The sequence below is a fragment of the Frankia sp. RB5 genome, assembly GCF_059816245.1.
This window is the reverse complement of the sequence record NZ_JCBATA010000050.1, coordinates 1-16,985: the sequence shown is the minus strand read 5'-3', so window position 1 is coordinate 16,985 and position 16,985 is coordinate 1. Positions and strand designations below refer to the sequence as shown.

Genomic DNA, 16,985 nt, shown 5'->3' with positions numbered 1-16,985 from the left:
CTTCATGCGTACTGGGCCTACCTCCCCGTCGAGAGCGCCCCCGGGTCCGCCCCGCCGATCGGCCCCGCAACCGCGGGAACGGCGCATCCTCGCTGTCGCGATTCTGCGCCGGCCCCGCCGTATGCCGATGTGGGCTTATTGTTGGCCGGGTGGGTTCACTGCGGGATTCCGGTCGGCGCCGGGGTGGGCGGGGCAGGCGGGTGGTGCGCCGGGCAGTCCGGGAACCGAACCATCAGGATGCTGAAGATTTCCCTAAGAAGTCTGAAGATCTCCCTGAATGATGGACTGGCCGCAGGGAAGCCGCGTGGTCAGACGACGAGTGCGGGAACCTTCGAGAGCGCGTCGTCGAGTCGCGTCGCGGTGGCGATGAGCGCCTTGCGATCGGGATCCGCGACGGTGGAGTAGTCGATGTAGCGATCGCCGGTGCGCAGCGTGGCGAGTTTGCCGGTGATGCCGGTCAGTTCGGTCTGCACCTGCTCCGCGAGCCCGTTGTCGGCCTGCTCGACGGTCGGCCGCAACAGGGTGAAGATCTGGTTGGCGGACTCGACCTTTCCGGCGACATCCCACAGGCCGGTATGGGAGTAGTGGTCCTCCAGGGCCGGCAGGTGGACCTCGAGCGTCTCGTCGATCGACGCGGCCGCGCCGTTCGCCAGCTCGACCGGGGTGAACGAGTGCGACCCGAGCAGGTCGCGGAACGCGGCGATGTCGGTGTCCAGCCGGGTGGCCAGCGGCGCCGCGCCGGTCAGCGACCGATCACCCCAGAGCATCTTCTCCAGCCGGTGGAAGCCGGTCCATTCGGTCTGGTCGCCGTCGCCCTCCTGCGCGGCCGTCTCCCGCGCGTCGATGGCCATGTCCAGCTTGCCGTCGTCCACGTGGTCGCCGACGAACTCGATGTTCTCGTAGATGAGGTGCGCCGGGCCGTAGGCGTTCATCGCGGCGGTCATGTCGCCCGCGCGGATCGCGTCGGTGAAGACCTTGGTCTTAGTGACGAGCTGGCCGGCCTGCCCCACGGCGTAGGTGTGGTAGGAGGTCGCGATCGCCTGCTGCGCCGCGCTCAGCGTCGGGGCGGCGGCGGAGCCGGTGACCGCGAGCGGGCCTGCCTCGTTCTTCGCACCCTCGCAGCCGAGGCTGTAGGAACCAGCGGCCAGTCGGACCGAGAAGGTGCGCGTCGACCCGGGCATGAGGTTCTCCCGGGAGGCGAGGATGTCGTCGTCGCCGGCCCGGGACAGCTCGATCTCGCTGACGTCGTCCGCGTCGACGTTGCGGACCGTGAAGGAGACCGGCCCGGCCGGGACGCTCGCGGGGCTGGCGGAACAGCCGTCGGCCGTGACGGAGACGGCGACCGCGACGGCGGCGCTCCCGGACCTGGGCGCGGCGCCGCTCGCCCCCGCGGCCTGGCCGTCGCCGGAGCCGCTGGAGCCGCCGCCGCAGCCGGCGGTGACGGTGCTGACGGCGAGGGCCGCCAGCGCGGCGAGGGTGACGGCCGGACCGCGCCGGCGACGGCCGCCGAATCGGCGACCGGGAGCGTCCGAGCTGCTCCCCGGGTGCGGCGACGTGATGGGACCAGCAGGAGTGGCGGTATCCATGGGTGCTCCACAAAGGATGTTCGGCCCCCCCAAGGGCACTGCAACGCTGTCGCTCCCAGGACGGTATGTCCAGATATATGCCGCCTTGACATGCTTCGGTGTGTCGCATGGAATCGCCAGCTCGGACGTCGCTTCCGGTGAGCCGGATCACGGTTCGCCGCGCTCATCCTGGTGAGAACGCCCGGGGGGCGCGGGACGGCCGGCCGTATTTCCCGTGGCCGATTCGATGCGGCTGGCATCAACCTGCACGGGCGTCAACCTGCACGAACGTTCTTTCGGTCGGCGACTGCTTGACGGTGGCGAATCCGGCACCCTAGGATTTCCCTGCCGGAACTGCTTTGTATCGTCTCGCGGAACGCGCCCCCGTTTGTGAACGCAAAGGAGTGGACGGTCATCGTGGCTACCTCCGTTGATGAGGTTCCGGAGCGGCTTCGAGTCGACTTCGACGTGTTCTCTCCGGCGCTCACCGAGCCGGTCGACCATTTCCAGGATGATGTCGCGGCGCTGGCCGCGCGGGGGCCGGTGCTCTTCTCCACCGCCCACGGTGGGCACTGGGTGGTCACCGGCTATCAGGAGATCTTCGATGTGCTGCGCGATCCGGATCTCTTCTCCAGCTGGCCGAACTCGCTGGTCCCCAACGGCGTCGCCCGCACGCTCCCGCTCGAGGTCGACCCGCCGGACCACGCGGTGTTCCGGCACCTGCTGCAGCCGCTGTTCAGCCCGACCCGGATGGCCACGCTCGAGCCGCGCATCCGGGCGATCGCGGGCGAGCTCATCGACGGGTTCGCCCCGCACGGGCGGGCGGAGTTCATCACCGCCTTCGCGCACGAGCTGCCGGCCCGGGTGTTCCTGGCGCTGATGGGCTGGCCGCTGAGCGACGCACCGCTGTTCAGTGAGTGCACCGACATCGCGGTCCGCGGGATTCCCGGGGCGAGCGCCGAGGAGAACGAGGCGGCCCGCGCGCGGGCGGCCCAGCGCATGTTCGCCTATTTCGGCCAGGTGATCGCCGACCGGCGCGCGGGCATCGGCGCCGACGAGGACGACGTCACCCGGCAGATCATCGACGCCGAGGTGGAGCTCGCAGGTCAACGGCGCCGGCTCACCGACGACGAACTCGTCAACCTCTTCTTCCTGCTGCTCATCGCCGGGCTGCACACCGTGCAGGGAACTCTCGCCTGGAGTGTGCAGTACCTGTCGCGCCATCCCGACCAGCGCCGGCGCCTGCTGGACGATCCCGCGCTGATTCCCGCCGCCGTCGAGGAGCTGCTGCGCATCGAGGCCGCGGTGTCCCCCGGTCGCCGGGTCACCCGTGACACCGAGTTCGGCGGGGTCACCCTGAAGGAGGGCGACCGGGTGCTGCTGGTGCTGGCCAGCGGCAACCGGGACGAGCGCGAGTTCGACGCCCCGGCGCGGCTGCGTATCGACCGGGCGCCGAACCGGCATCTGTCGTTCGGCGTCGGCCCGCACCGCTGCATCGGCTCCCACCTCGCCCGCGTCGAGCTGCGTATCGCGCTGGAGGAGATCCACCGCCGCCTGCCCGACTACGAGCTGGACCCGGAGCACCCCCCGGTGTCCAGCCCGAGCCAGGTCCGCGCCGTCCACGAACTCCCGATCGTCTTCACCGCCTCCGTTCCGGTGGGCTGACCGCGCATCGGACAAGTCCCCGCGGGCCCGTCGACAGCGGGCGGATCGGATCTGCCGGCGGGGGAGCTGGCGCCCCTCTGCGAGGATGAGGTGTGTCCCGGTGTCGGCCCCTGCGCGTGGCGACGTGCCTGTGCCTGCTCGCCTGTCTCTCGTTGCTCGTCGGCTGCTCCGCCGGCGGAACCCGCCGGGCCGGCGGGCCCGGCGGGTCCGGCAGTGCCACCAGCGGGCCCGGAGGGCGCCGGGCCGCCGCGGCCGGGCTGGACAGCGGTCCGGGGGCGGCCGCGGGCGGCCTGGACGTGCGGGTGGAGAACGGGCGGCCGGGAGCCGAATGCGGGCTGAGCCAGCTCGGCGCGCAGCACGCGGTCGAGGGCTTCGCCGACCGGGTCAGCATTCGGCCGGGCGAACCGGTGCGGCTTTTCGTGTCGACGACGGCGCCGTCGCTGACGGTCTCGGTGTTCCGTACCGGCTGGTACGGCGGGCGGACCTGCCGGCTCATCGCGACGACCGGCCCACTGCCCGGCGCCGCGCAGGCCCAGCCCGGTCACGCGCCCGGGACGAACACGATCTCCGCGGCCGACTGGCGGCCCACCGCCAGCTTCGCCACCGCCTCCTGGCCGCCCGGCGACTACCTGTTCCGCCTCGACGCGTCCACCGGCGACCACCGGTACATCCCGCTCACAGTCCGCGGGCCGGGCGCGGCCGGACGGGTCGTCATCCTCAACGCCGTCACCACCTGGCAGGCCTACAACGCCTGGGGCGGCTACAGCCTCTACCACGGGCCGCGCGGATTCGCCGACCGGGCCCGGGTCGTCTCGTTCGACCGGCCCTACGACTACGGCGACGGCGCCGCCGACTTCACCGGCAACGAGCAGCCCCTCGTCGCCCTCGCCGAGCGGCTGAACCTGCCGGTCGACTACGAGACCGACGTTGACCTGCACGCCGACCCGCATCTGCTCGACGGCGCCCGCGCCGTCATCTCCCTCGGCCACGACGAGTACTACTCCCCGGCGATGCGCACCGCGCTGACCGCAGCCCGCGACCGCGGCACCAACCTCGCGTTCCTCGGCGCGAACGCCGTCTACCGGCGCATCCGGCTCGACCCGTCGCCGCTCGGCGCCGACCGGCTGGAAACGGCCTACAAGGTCGCCCAGGAGGATCCCGTCTACGGCCGTGACGACGCGCGGATCACCGCGAACTGGCCGTCGCCGCCGCGGGCGAACCCGGAGAGCTCCCTGACCGGCGGCATGTACCAGTGCAATCCCGTCCACGGCGACATGGTGATCTCCCGCCCGCAGTCCTGGCTGCTCGCCGGCACCGGGCTCGCCGCCGGCGCCCGGCTGCCCGGCCTGATCGGCTCCGAGTACGACCGGGTCGACGACGCCTACCCGACGCCGCACCCCATCGAGGTGATCGCCCATTCGCCCATCACCTGCCGCGGCGCCCCCGACCACTCCGACGTCTCGTACTACTCGGCGCCGTCCGGCGCGGGCGTGTTCGACAGCGGCACCAGCGCCTGGGTGTGCGCGCTCGCCGACGTCTGCGGCCCCGGCGCCCACGGCCCCGCCATCCAGCAGCCCATCACCCGGATCACCACCACCCTGCTGACCGCCTTCGCCGCCGGCCCCGCCGGCCGGACGCACCCGGCCGTCGACGCCGTCCCCGCCGACGACCGGGCCGTCGCCGCGCCCGGCGAGAACAACTGAGCCACCCCGGCGAGGGCGACCACCCATGTACGTCGCGGGACCCCGCGCGAACGCCCCGCCTGCTCGTCCCTGCCGCCCAGTCGAGCGTCGCCGTCGCGCCCTCTCCCTGAGCCGCGATCGTGTCCACCCGTTGGCCGCCGCGGTACCTCGCCGCCCTACCTGCCAAGATGAGATGAGACAGATGTTATGTTCCATCTAGGCTAGCGTGGGCGGGGTTGGGAGAGGTTGATCGTGGCGATGGTGGTGACGGCCGGGCGGGGTCTGGTCGATGATGGTCGGGTGAGCGAGTCCGAGTCCGCGCGGCCTGATCCGGAGGTCGAGCCGAAGGCGAAGCGGCGGACGTTCACGGCGGAGTACAAGGCGCGGATTCTGGCGGAGTATGACGCGGCCGGGCATGGTGAGAAGGGTGCGATTCTTCGCCGGGAGCGGTTGTATTCTGCGCATCTGGTGGAATGGCGTCGGGCGCGGGATCAGGGTGCGGCGGAGGCTTTGTCGAGGCCGCGGGGCCGGCCGGCGTCCGATCCACGGGACAAGGAGATCGAGCAGCTGCGGGCCCGGCTGGCCCGGCAGGAGAAGGAGCTTGAGGCGTCCCGGCGCGTGATTGATATTATGGGAAAAGCCAACGCGCTCTTGGAGGCGCTCTCCGAGAGCATTCCCGACGTCTCCCGGGAGTCGCCGCGGAAGGAGAACGGATAGCCGAGGCGTGTGCTGTGGAGTTGGCCGGGGTCGTCGGGCCGGCGAAGGCCTGTGAGCTGACGGGGCGGTCACGGGCGACGTTCTACCGGCGTCACCGTCCGCCTGTGGCGGCGGCGCGGCGGTCGCCGAAGCCGTACAGCGAACGCGTGCAGCCGCGGGCCCTTTCTCCCGGTGAACGCGCCGAGGTTCTGGCGGTTCTCAACTCGGAGCGGTTCGCGGACATGTCGCCGGCGTCGGTGTGGGCGACGCTGCTCGATGAGGGCGTCTACCTGGCGTCCTGGCGGACGTTCTACCGGATCCTGGCCGCCGAGGGCCAGACCGGGGAGCGTCGCGGCCAGGCCACGCACCCGCCGCACGTGAAGCCCGAACTGCTCGCGGCGGCACCCAACCGGGTGTGGACCTGGGATATCACGAAAATCAAGGGACCGTCGAAACACAGCTATTTTTATCTGTATGTCATCCTTGACATCTTCAGCCGGTATGTGGTGGGTTGGATGCTGGCGTCGAACGAGTCGGGTGAGCTGGCGAAGGAGCTGGTCACACAGACCTGTGAGAAGTACGGCGTCGACACGTTGCGGCTGACGGTGCACGCGGACCGGGGTTCGTCGATGACGTCGAAGACCGTCGCGATGCTCTACGCGGACCTCGACATCGTCCGGTCGCATTCCAGGCCGCGGGTCTCGAACGACAACCCCTACTCGGAGTCCCAGTTCAAAACATTGAAGTACCGGCCCGACTTCCCTGACCGGTTCGGTACCATCGCCGAGGCGCGCCAGTTCTGCCGCCGGTTCTTCGCCTGGTACAACCATGAGCACAGACATTCAGGAATCGGCTACCTCGCACCGGCGGTCGTGTATTTCGGCCAGGCCGAGGCGGTGCACGCCGCCCGCGGCCACGTCCTCGACGCCGCCTACGCCGCGCACCCGGAACGGTTCGTGAACCGGCCCCCGGTCCCGCCACCACTCCCGAAGCCCGCCGGGATCAACCACAAGCCCGGCGACCAGGCCGACGCCGCCGGCGTCCCCGAACGATCGGAGGTCGTCCCCCCACAGAGATCGACTACAGGGTAATCCACAAAGAATCTTGTCCTAAAGATCTTGACAAGTTCCGCCGGTGGACGCGCACCGATCCCTCGCCGGTCGGCGCATCACTACTAGAAAGATCCTTCTTGCTAGAATTGGTCCCCTGACCTGGGAATATGCTTGCCTCGGCGGTCTACTTGAAACCTACATGAAAGCCCCTGCCGCCTCGCGGGCGCGCCCCAGCGTGCTCGCCGACCCGTCCGACCCGACCGGCCGAACCGACCTGAAGGATCTTAGAGTGGTCCGCGTGACCGCAAACCGCGTCGACGCGGCGCTTGCGGCCCCGATCGATGAGGTCGGAGCGCTGCTGCTCGCCACGCCCGAAGATCAGTGGTTCGATCGGAAAAGCTCCCGGATCGCACCCAAAGACCTCGCAGTTCCGCTCGTCGCGTTTGCGAACGCCGAGGGGGGCATTATCGTTGTCGGGCTACACGGCGGTAAGGTGGAGGGGTTGCGGGACGCGGCGAAGAAGCTCAACGACTTCCGTCAGGCACCGATCGACTTCACCAGCCCCCCAGTCCGTGCCAGATTCAGTCAGATCAATTGCCGGAACGATGGCGGCCATCTGGACGTCCTTCTCGTCGTGCGGGTCGACCCAAGCGAGCGCGTGCACGAACTGGTGAACGGGGAGTGTTATCTCCGGATTGGCGACGAGTCCCGGAAGCTCGGATTCCAGGCTCGCCAGGAGCTGGAGTTCGACAAGGGACAGGCTCAGTACGATGGCATGCCTGCACCCGGCGTGGCGGTGAATGATCTTGATGGCGCGCAGCTCCAGGTCTATCGAGAGAAGACCGGCGCCACGCGAACGTTCGAACGGCTGCTGGAGGCCCGCAGTCTTCTTGCGCGGGACGGGCGGGTCACGAATGCGGGCTACCTGCTGTTCGGTGCGCACCCACAGGACATATTCCCTCAGGCGTACATCCGGATACTTCGCTTTTTCACCGTTGAGCGTGGGACAGGCTCGCGTCTCGGGCTGGACGACAGCTCGGACATACGGGTCGAAGGTTCGATACCTCAGTCGATCCAGCGTGCCAGCGACATCATCGAGGAGTTTGTCCCCAGGCGGCGTGTGCTGGGCGACGAGGGGACCTTCGTCGGCCGAGCGATCGTTCCGCGCGATGCCTGGCTGGAAGGCCTCGTGAACGCGGTGATCCACCGGTCGTACAGTCTGGGGGGTGATCACATCCGTGTCGAGATCTATCCGAACAGGATCGAGATCGAAAGCCCCGGCAGGTTCCCCGGACTGGCTGACCCGTCGCGCCCGCTCGACATCAGCCGTTTTGCTCGAAACCCTCGTATCGCGCGCGTGTGTGCCGATCTTAGGATTGCACAGGAGCTGGGCGAGGGAATCAAGAGAATGTTCGAGGAGATGCGGCGGGTGGGGCTCACTGATCCGCTTTACAAGCAGAGTGCTGGAAGCGTGCGACTCGTGCTCGCCGCGCTTCCTCGCCTTGATCCCAGGCTGATCTCCCGCTTGCCGACGAGAAGTCAGGACGTGCTCGACCTGCTGCGGGCGAGCGAGACGCCGCTCGGAACTGGCGAGGTCGCCGAGCGTCTCATCATGAGCAGGCCGGCCGTGGCGTCCCGACTGCGGGCATTGGAGAAGGAGGGTCTGGTCCGCTGGTCGGGAAAGTCGAACAAGGATCCCCGCGCCGTGTGGTTGCTGCGGGAGTAGGCCACGTGGACAGGCGGATCGCTGCCCGGTGCGGGTGCGCGGGTGCGTCCGGCGGCAGATGCTGGCCGCGGGGGAGGCACCGAGGGGCGGGGGGACGTGATGCCCGGCGGCCGGGATGTGGGCGACAGCGGACGTGAGCCCGATCGAGGCGGGGACTCCGGCGCGGGGCGGCGGCTGCCCGGGGGCGTGCCCAGGCGGGTGGGTGGGCGCGTTCCCGGGTGGGCGGTCGGGCAGGCCGGGCGGGCCGCCGCGGTGGGGGAGCGGGTGCGCGAGCGGGTGCGGGGGCGGCTGCGTGGGTCGGCGGCCGAGGAACTGGGGCGCAGGCTGCACGAAGGGGATCTGATCAACGGTGCGATGAACCTGGCCGCGCTGACTCTGATGATGTTCTTTCCGTTCATCATCACGCTGGCGGCGGTGTCGCCGTTGCGGCCGGGTGGCGCCGCGGAGATCGTCGTGCGGCGGATGGGGCTCGATCATGACGCGGCGCTGGCCGTCGAACGGCTCTTCGCGCCGCAGGGCGGCGGCACGGCGCGATCCGGCTGGACGGTGGTGGGGGTGGTCTGGCTGGTCCTTGGTGGGCTGAGCCTCGCGGCCGCGGTGCAGTCGGTGTATCTGCGGGTCTTCCGGGTGCCGGCGATCGGATGGCGGCGGGGGCTGCCGGCCCAGGCGGTGTGGCTGGCCGGGTTGATCGTCTTTCTGGCCGGCAGCACGGCAGCGGGGGCGGTGCTCACCCGCACCGTCGGCGGCCAGGCGGCCCAGGCGGCGCTCGTCACCCTGGCGCTGGGGCTGTTCCTCTGGGGCGGGGCGTGGATCCTCGTCCTCGGCCGGCTGAGCTGGCGGGAACTGCTGCCCACCGCCGTGCTCACCACGATCGGCCTGACCGGGCTCGGGGTGGTCAGCAGGCTGACCTTCTCGTCGTCCATAGTGCAGAACGAGCGGAGCTACGGAAATATCGGTGTCGTCTTCACGCTGCTTTCCTGGCTGATCGGCCTGGGGGTCGTCCTGACCGGCGGGGCCATTGTCGGAAAGTGGTACAACGAAAGCGGCCTCTCCCTCCTCCGTGCTTTCCGGAGGATGGGTGGCCGAGGACGCCGGGCCGGTCACCGTGACCGTGCCCCGACCCGGCGGATCTGAGCCGAGCGACCGCTGCTACTCGTCGTCGGAGATGGCGGCCTCGAACCCGAGGGCCCGCAGGACGCTGCCGGCCGCCGACACCACCCTGGCGCTGCCGACGATCGGCGCGATGGCGGTGGTGACGCCCTTCGCGTCCTTGGCGGTGAGCCCTGCTTCCCGGGCGGCGGCGAGGTTCATCATGTACGAGGCGGGGGCGGAGCCCTGCGCGATGAGAGCGGCCAGCCGTACCAGGTGATAGGTGCGTTCGTCGAGACCGGACCGCTCGAGGGTGTCCAGGTGCATCTGGACGAGTTCCTCGAAGACCGGTGCCTCGCCGTTGGCGATCGCGTCAAGTGTCCGCTCCGGTGCCAGCGTCGTCATGGTTCTCTCCCCGATTCGGTGAATGGAAATTCGGCAGACGCCGCATTCCCGGCGAGTTCTACCCGGGGTGGACGCAGGCAAACTCCGTCCTCCCGGCGTGGATATTCTCGAGAAGGGTTGTCGATATTTGTCGGAATTTCCGGATCGATCGCTGCGGGCGCGATCAAGGGGCATTCTCTGGTTCACTCCTCACGGCGCCGAACTCGGCGCGGCCGCAAGATCGGGCCCCGGCGGGACCTGTGGGAGGAAACGTGTCGTGGACACCTCCGCCGAGCCGTGGTGAGGACGATGCGCATCCCGCCGGCACCGGCGCCGGCATGGAAACGGCTCGGGGTGGGGGGCGGTTGCGGACCGTCTGGGCGTCGGTGCTGCTGGTCCTGGCCGTGCTGCTGGCGCCGTTCGCCGTGGTCGCCGCCTGGCTGGACTCGTCGATCTCCGACACCGACCGTTATGTGTCGACCGTCGCGCCGCTGGCCGCCGATCCCGCCGTCCAGAACCTCGTGATCGATCGGCTGACGACGCGGATCGTCGACAACGTCGACGTCAAGGGGGTTACCGGTTCGCTCGATGACGTGCTGCGCCGCAACGGCGCTCCGGCCGTCGTCGCCGACCACGCGGACGCGCTGTCGGGGGTGCTGTCGTCCGCGGTCACCGACGTGGTGCACGAGATCGTCGCCGGGGTCGTCGACAGCGACCAGTTCGCCGATCTGTGGACGGCGGCGAACCGTCGGGTGCAGCCGGCGGTGATGAAGGTCCTCACCGGCACGGGCGGCGGCGCGATCACGACGTCGGGGAACGCGATCGTGCTGGACGTCGGGGCCGTGGTCGACGAGGTACGCAAGCGGCTGGTCGACGCCGGTTTCGGCGCGGCGGCGAAGATCCCCGACTCCGACCGCACGATCGTGCTGCTGCAGACGAAGGAACTGAGCCGGGTCCAGGACTGGCTGCGAGTGCTCGACGTGCTCGGGCTCTGGCTGCCCGTCGCCGCCGGGCTGCTGCTGCTGGCCGGGGTGCTGCTGATGCCGGACCGGCGGATCGCGCTGATGGCCGGCGGCGTCGGCGTCGGCGCGATGATGATCGTCCTGCTGGTGCTGCTCACGCTGCTGCGCCAGCGTTACCTGGACTCCGTCCCGTCGTCGGCGCAGACGCGGGACGCGGCGTCGGCGATCTACGACACCCTGCTGCGCTACCTGCGCGGCAGCGCCGAGGCCCTGCTCACCCTCGCCGCGATCGCGATCGCGGCCGGCTGGCTGGTCGGACCGGCTCGGGGCGCCCGGGCCGTGCGGCGCGGGACAGGGCGGGCCACCTCGGCCACAGGCAGCAGGCTGGCGCGCAGGGGGCTGCGCACCGGCGCGGTGGGCCGCTGGCTGACCGAGCACCGCCCGCTGACCAGCGGGATCGTCATCGCGGCCGGGGTGCTGACGCTGGTGTTGTGGAGCTACCCGACGGCGGTCACCGTCGCCATCGTCCTGCTGGTCGTCGTCGCCGCGCTGGCACTGCTGGCCATCCTCGCCGCCGCCGCGACACCCGCGACACCCGCGCCGGGCGGGCCGGAACTGCGCGCACGGTAGCGGTCGAGATGCGTTCAGTGGTGTCCGGGTGCATCGTGGAGGCGGGTTCGGCTGGGAGGAGTGCCTGGTGAGCAGCTATCCGCCGATTGGCGACCACGGCCTGATCGGGGACCTCCAGACCGCGGCGCTGGTGTCGGCCGACGGGTCGATCGACTGGTGGTGCACGCCGCGCTTCGACGCGCCCAGCGTCTTCGCGTCCCTGCTGGACAGCGAGCGGGGCGGGCACTGCCGTTTCGCCGCCGACCTGTCGCCGCAGGCCGGAGCGTCCGGCCGGCAGCTGTACCTGTCGGACACGGCGGTGCTCGTCACCCGGTACCTGGCGCCCGAGGGCGTCGGCGAGGTCGCGGACTTCATGGAGCCGCTGGCGACCAGCGCGCCGAGCGGACGGCACCGGCTGGTGCGGATCGCCCGGGTGGTGCGGGGACGGGTGCCGTTCACGTTCACCTGTCAGCCGCGCTTCGACTACGGACGGGCGTCACATACGCTCACCCTGAGTGACGCCGACGCGCGCGCCGCCGTCTTCCGTGCCCCGCACGGGGACCTGCACCTGCAGGCCACCGCCCCCATCACGTTCGAGGCCCGCGACGGCGACGTCTGGGCGCGGTGCACCCTGGAGGCCGGCGAGGTGGCCGCGGTCGTGCTGACCAGCGTGCCGAGCGGCGGCGCCGCGCCCGAGCCGTCGACGCGCGCCGGCATCCGCGACGAGCTGCAGCGTTGCCGCGCGTTCTGGATCGACTGGCTGCGCGCGTGCACCTACCGCGGCCGCTGGCGGGACATGGTGAACCGCTCGGCGATCACGTTGAAGCTGCTCACCTACGCCCCGACCGGTGCCCCGATCGCCGCGGCGACCATGGGGCTGCCCGAGCAGATCGGCGGCGAACGCAACTGGGACTACCGCTTCACCTGGATCCGCGACGCGTCGCTGTCCGTGCGGACGCTGATCGACATCGGGTTCACCCGGGAGGCGCACGACTTCCGTCACTGGCTGCGCGACCGGGTGGCCGCGGGCGTGTCGACGTCCGGCGAACCGCTGCAGATCATGTACCGGGTCGACGGCGACCCCTACCTCACCGAGGAGACGCTCGACCATCTGGAGGGCTACCGGCGCTCGGCACCGGTGCGGGCCGGCAACGCCGCCGCCGACCAGATCCAGCTCGACATCTACGGGGAGGCCACCTACGCGCTGGCGGCCACCGGCGACGTCGGCGCGATCGAGGGCTGGCGGGCGTTCGCCGGGATGCTCGACTGGCTCGCCGACGCCTGGGACCGGCCCGACGAGGGCATCTGGGAGACCCGCGGCGGCCGGCAGAACTTCACCTACAGCCGGCTGATGACCTGGGTCGCCTTCGACCGCGGCCTGCGTCTGGCCGCCCGGTTCTCCCGGCCGGCGGACGTCGCCCGCTGGACCCGGGCCCGCGACGCCGTCTTCGACCAGATCCTCGACCGCGGCTGGAACCCGAAGCGGGAGGCGTTCATCCAGCACTTCGACACCGATGTCCTCGACGCGTCGCTGCTGCTCATGCCGCGCGTCGGCTTCCTGTCGCCGGTGGATCCGGCGTGGCTGTCCACCCTGGACGCGATGGAGCGCGAGCTGGTCAGCGACAGCCTCGTCTACCGGTACAACCCCGAGGCGTCGCCGGACGGGCTGCGCGGCGCCGAGGGCACGTTCAACCTGTGCAGCTTCCTGTACGTCGCGGCGCTCGCCCGGGCCGGGCGGCTCGTCCAGGCCCGGTACGCCTTCGACAAGATGCTGACGTACGCCAACCACGTCGGCCTGTTCGCCGAGGAGATCGGGCCGTCGGGGGAGCAGCTCGGCAACTTCCCGCAGGCCTTCACCCACCTGGCCCTCATCGACGCGGCCCTCGCCCTCGACGAGGAACTCGACCGCGCCGAGAGCCGGCCGCCAGCCGCCGCCTCGGCCCGCGCATGACGAAGCGGATCCTCGCGCCGCTGGCGCTCGCACAGTTCGTCTGCAGCTTCGCCGGGTCGAACATGAACGTCATGATCAAGGACATCAGCGACGACCTGGACACGACCGTGCAGGGCGTCCAGGTCACCATCACGATCTTCCTGCTGGTGATGGCGGCGCTGATGATTCCCGGCGGCAAGCTGACGGACCGGTACGGCCGCCGGCCCTGCCTGCTCGCCGGACTCGCCCTGTACGGGGCGGGCGCCGTGCTCAGCGCCGTCGCCCCGGGCCTCGGCGTGCTTATCCTCGGCAACTCGATCCTCGAGGGCGTCGGCACCGCGCTGCTGATCCCCCCGGTCTACATCCTGACGACGATGATCTTCACCGATCTCGCCGCCCGGGCCCACGCCTTCGGGGTGATCATGGCCGCGGGCGGCGTCGGCGCGGCGGCCGGGCCGCTCATCGGCGGACTGATCACCTCGGCGATCAGCTGGCGGGCCGCGTTCGTCTTCCAGGCACTGATCGTCGCGCTGATCGTGGTGCTCAGCCGCTCCGTTCCCGACCCGGTCCCGCCGGACCGCACCCGGCACTTCGACACCGTCGGCGCCTGCCTGTCCGCCGCCGGTCTCGTCCTGGTCGTGACGGGCGTGCTCGCCGCCGACAACAACCTGCTGGCCACAGCCCTGCTGCTGGCGGCGGGGGTCGCTGTCCTGGCCGGGTTCGTCTGCTGGGTGCGCGCCGAGGAACGTGCCGGGCGGGAGCCGCTGCTGTCCACGGCGCTGCTGCGCGACCGGACGTCCAACCTCGGGCTCGCGACCCAGAACGCACAGTGGCTGATGCTGATGGGCACCTCGTTCACCGTCTCCGCGTACCTGCAGGTCGTCCGCGGCTACAGCGCGATCGCCACGGGCCTCATCTTCACCTCGGCCACCATCGGCGTGCTCGTGTCGTCGCTCACCGCCGAGCGCCTCGCCCGCCGCTGGCCGCAGCGCAACCTGATCATGGCCGGGTTCGCGCTCGCCGTCGCCGGCACCGCCGTCCTGCTGGCGCTGGCCGCGGTGACGAACAACCCGTGGGGGTCCGTGCCCGGGCTGGGGCTGACGGGGCTCGGCATCGGTGCGATGCTGACGCCGTCGGTGAACATCGTGCAGTCGGCGTTCCCGCAGGAGCGGCAGGGCGAGATCTCCGGGCTGTCCCGCAGCGTGTCCAACCTCGGCTCGTCGCTCGGTACCGCCATCGCCGGCACGATCCTCGTCGCCGGCCTGACCGGCCACGCCTACGCCGTCGCCCTCGTCGTCCTCGCCGTCGTCGGCCTCCTCGGCCTGGCACTGGCGGCCCTGCTGCCCCGGACGACGATGAAGACGGCAGCAGCGGGGTGAGCGGGCTGCGGCGGCTGGCCGCCGGGGGGTGTCTCGGGTGCTTCGCGGCGGCGCTCGCCGTCGCGGTCGCCGGGCTGGTGCACCGGCCGGTCGCGCTGCCCGTGACGGTCGCCGCGATCGCGATCACGGTGATGGCGGCGTGGGCGGCGCTCGTCGGACGGGGGCCGCGACGAGTGGCCGCCGGGCTGGTGGCCGTCGTGGCGCTGATCGGGCTCATCCTGTTCGCCGAGGTCGCCGGCCTGGTGAGGGTGCTGCTGATCGTGGGTCTGGTCGCGGCGTCGGCGGCGTTGGCACGGGTGGCGTTCGGGCGGCATCGGCCGGCCGGGACGCGCGTCGGACCGGCCCGTCGCGGCGTCCTGCTCGTCAATCCGCGGTCCGGCGGCGGTGCCGCGGGCCGGCACGACCTCGCCGATGAGGCGGCCCGGCGCGGCGTCGGCGTTGTGATGCTGACGGCTGGCGCGGACCTGCGGTCGCTGTGTGAGGCGGCCGCCGACCGCGGGGCCGACGTCGTGGGCATGGCGGGCGGTGACGGCTCGCAGGCCGTGGTCGCCGACGTGGCGCGGCGGCGCGGGCTCGCCTACGTGTGCGTGCCGGCGGGGACGCGCAACCACTTCGCCCTCGACCTCGGGCTGGACCGGCGGGACGTGGCGGGTGCGCTCGACGCGTTCGGCGAGGCCGTCGAACGACGGGTCGACCTCGGCCAGGTGGGCGACCGGGTGTTCGTGAACAACGTGTCGCTCGGCGTCTACGCGGAGATCGTGCAGTCCGACGACTACCGAGAGGCCAAGATCAGCACGGCGGCGGACCTGCTGCCGGACCTCCTCGGACCCGGCCACGAGCCCCCGGACCTGCGCTTCCCCACCCCCGCCCACGGCGGCGGGGCCGCCGGCGTCGGCGCCGGGACCGCCGACGTCCTGCTGGTGTCGAACAATCCGTACCAGGTGCGCAGCCTCGGCGGGTTCGGTGTGCGGCCTCGACTGGACGGCGGCCGGCTCGGCATCGTGGCACTGCGCATCGACCGCGCCCAGGACCTGCCGAGACTCGTCGCCCTGGAGGCGATGGGCGCCATCGACCGCTTCCCCGGCTTCCAGCAGTGGAACAGCCCGGGCCTGCGCGTCGACTCCGGTGGACCGCTGAGCGTCGCGATCGACGGCGAGGCCCTGCGCCTGCCCCCACCGCTGGAGTTCCACGCCCTGCCCGCCGCCGTGCGCGTCCGCGTCCCGTTGCACGCCCCGGGCGGTCTGGTAACGAGACCCGGCATCCTCGGCATGGTCCCCGCCCTGCTCCGGATGCTCGCGGGCCGGACGGTCGGATGCGGCGGGGACGCTCGCGCCCCTTTCCCGTGATCCGCCGTGCTCGATGGACAGTGCTCGATGGACAGTGCCGGATGGACAATGTCGGATGGCGCGATGGGGCCGGCGGGATCAAGCATGGTCGCGGCCGCGGATCTGGCAGACTTCCGGCAGGTTGTCCGGGGGTGTCCGGATGGCCGGGTGTCGACGCGCATCGAGGGAGCTGCCGTGATCCGCTACACCGTCCTGTACCCGAAGACCGAGGGCGCGACGTTCGACCACGAGTACTACCGGACCAGCCACATCCCCATGATCGCGTCCATGATGGGCGTCACCGACGTCGAGATCGACCGGGCCGTGGACGGCCCCTACCTCGCGGCCGCGCACATCCGTTTCGACTCGCTCGAGGCTATGCGGACCGCGCTGGCCAGACTGGACGGCCCCACCGTCGGCGCCGACATCGCCAACTACACCAACGCCACCCCCCAGATGCAGATCAGCGAAATCGTCGCCTGACCACCGCCGGCGACGGAGATCGTCAGCGCATCGGAGACAAAGCGGACGCGACAAGGCGGAGTTCGCGACACGATGCCGCTGTCCCCCCGCACATGCTTCGCGCCCATCAAATACCTCCGGAGGGGACTGTCGCCTTTAGGCGACAGGGGAATCCGGTACGAGAACGCACCGGCGGTGGTTATACAGGCCGCGCTGGTATAGTCGGTGGCATGGGCAGGCAGGTGACAGCGGGCGCAGGCGGGGTCCACGACCTCGGCTACCATGTCGTCTGGTGCCCGAAATACCGCCGTCCTGTGCTCGCCGGCCCGGTTCGTGACAGGCTCGACGTGCTGCTTCGCGAGAAGTGCGCCGAGCACGACTGGCCAATCGTTGCGTTGGAGATCGAGCCCGACCACGTGCATCTGTTCGTGAAGGCTCATCCGAAGCACTCTCCGTCGT

The 16,985-nt window shown here is 70.9% G+C and carries 13 protein-coding genes; 11 read left to right on the top strand and 2 right to left on the bottom strand.

The window, feature by feature from the left end:
• Positions 1–308: 308 nt before the first annotated feature.
• A complete protein-coding gene (efeO, locus tag AC6EXY_RS23355) occupies positions 309–1,586 on the bottom strand; it encodes an iron uptake system protein EfeO (RefSeq protein WP_499818138.1) in 1,278 nt (425 codons plus the stop codon).
• Between the two features lie 396 nt (positions 1,587–1,982).
• Between efeO and AC6EXY_RS23350 the strand changes: the two genes are divergently transcribed.
• From AC6EXY_RS23350 to AC6EXY_RS23330, 5 genes are all read left to right on the top strand, one after another.
• Positions 1,983–3,230, top strand: a complete 1,248-nt coding sequence (locus AC6EXY_RS23350) for a cytochrome P450 (RefSeq protein WP_101830175.1) — start codon at positions 1,983–1,985, stop codon at positions 3,228–3,230.
• A gap of 92 nt (positions 3,231–3,322) precedes the next feature.
• Complete coding sequence (locus AC6EXY_RS23345; RefSeq protein ID WP_499818137.1) at positions 3,323–4,933, top strand: N,N-dimethylformamidase beta subunit family domain-containing protein; 1,611 nt, start codon at positions 3,323–3,325, stop codon at positions 4,931–4,933.
• Between the two features lie 261 nt (positions 4,934–5,194).
• Positions 5,195–6,699, top strand: a protein-coding gene (locus AC6EXY_RS23340; protein WP_423748180.1) for an IS3 family transposase whose coding sequence is annotated in 2 segments (ribosomal slippage) — positions 5,195–5,546 and positions 5,546–6,699 — 1,506 coding nt in all. Because the reading frame shifts where the segments join, the coding sequence is not laid out codon by codon here.
• A gap of 43 nt (positions 6,700–6,742) precedes the next feature.
• Positions 6,743–8,386, top strand: a complete 1,644-nt coding sequence (locus AC6EXY_RS23335; protein ID WP_499818136.1) for an ATP-binding protein — start codon at positions 6,743–6,745, stop codon at positions 8,384–8,386.
• 198 nt (positions 8,387–8,584) lie between these two features.
• Positions 8,585–9,520, top strand: a complete 936-nt coding sequence (locus tag AC6EXY_RS23330) for a ribonuclease BN (protein ID WP_499818135.1) — start codon at positions 8,585–8,587, stop codon at positions 9,518–9,520.
• A gap of 15 nt (positions 9,521–9,535) precedes the next feature.
• Here the strand turns inward: AC6EXY_RS23330 and AC6EXY_RS23325 are convergent, their stop codons facing one another.
• A complete protein-coding gene (locus AC6EXY_RS23325; RefSeq protein ID WP_101832196.1) occupies positions 9,536–9,880 on the bottom strand; it encodes a carboxymuconolactone decarboxylase family protein in 345 nt (114 codons plus the stop codon).
• A gap of 344 nt (positions 9,881–10,224) precedes the next feature.
• On the opposite strand from AC6EXY_RS23325, the gene AC6EXY_RS23320 reads away from it, so the two are divergent.
• The 6 genes from AC6EXY_RS23320 to tnpA form a co-directional block, all read left to right on the top strand.
• Positions 10,225–11,451 (top strand): hypothetical protein, encoded by a 1,227-nt coding sequence (locus AC6EXY_RS23320; RefSeq protein WP_499818134.1) that lies wholly within the window; start codon positions 10,225–10,227, stop codon positions 11,449–11,451.
• A gap of 67 nt (positions 11,452–11,518) precedes the next feature.
• On the top strand, positions 11,519–13,381 hold the full coding sequence (locus AC6EXY_RS23315) for a glycoside hydrolase family 15 protein (RefSeq protein WP_101832198.1): 1,863 nt from the start codon (positions 11,519–11,521) through the stop codon (positions 13,379–13,381).
• The gene (locus tag AC6EXY_RS23310) at positions 13,378–14,739 is read left to right on the top strand and encodes an MFS transporter (protein ID WP_499818133.1); all 1,362 of its coding nucleotides are present in this window, start codon (positions 13,378–13,380) and stop codon (positions 14,737–14,739) included. The genes AC6EXY_RS23315 and AC6EXY_RS23310 overlap by 4 nt, the downstream gene beginning before the upstream one ends.
• Positions 14,736–16,085 (top strand): diacylglycerol/lipid kinase family protein, encoded by a 1,350-nt coding sequence (locus tag AC6EXY_RS23305; protein ID WP_101832200.1) that lies wholly within the window; start codon positions 14,736–14,738, stop codon positions 16,083–16,085. The genes AC6EXY_RS23310 and AC6EXY_RS23305 overlap by 4 nt, the downstream gene beginning before the upstream one ends.
• 147 nt (positions 16,086–16,232) lie before the next feature.
• Positions 16,233–16,547, top strand: coding sequence for an EthD family reductase (locus AC6EXY_RS23300; RefSeq protein ID WP_499818132.1), 315 nt, complete (start codon positions 16,233–16,235; stop codon positions 16,545–16,547).
• Positions 16,548–16,756: 209 nt separating this feature from the next.
• Positions 16,757–16,985: IS200/IS605 family transposase (tnpA, locus tag AC6EXY_RS23295; RefSeq protein ID WP_499818131.1), on the top strand; the 229-nt coding region annotated here is incomplete at its 3' end.

Excerpts from the sequence above, each read along its gene's own strand:
- efeO (WP_499818138.1), bottom strand. The coding sequence starts at position 1,586 with ATGGATACCGCCACTCCTGCTGGTCCCATCACGTCGCCGCACCCGGGG.
- AC6EXY_RS23325 (WP_101832196.1), bottom strand. The coding sequence starts at position 9,880 with ATGACGACGCTGGCACCGGAGCGGACACTTGACGCGATCGCCAACGGC.
- AC6EXY_RS23310 (WP_499818133.1), top strand. The coding sequence starts at position 13,378 with ATGACGAAGCGGATCCTCGCGCCGCTGGCGCTCGCACAGTTCGTCTGC.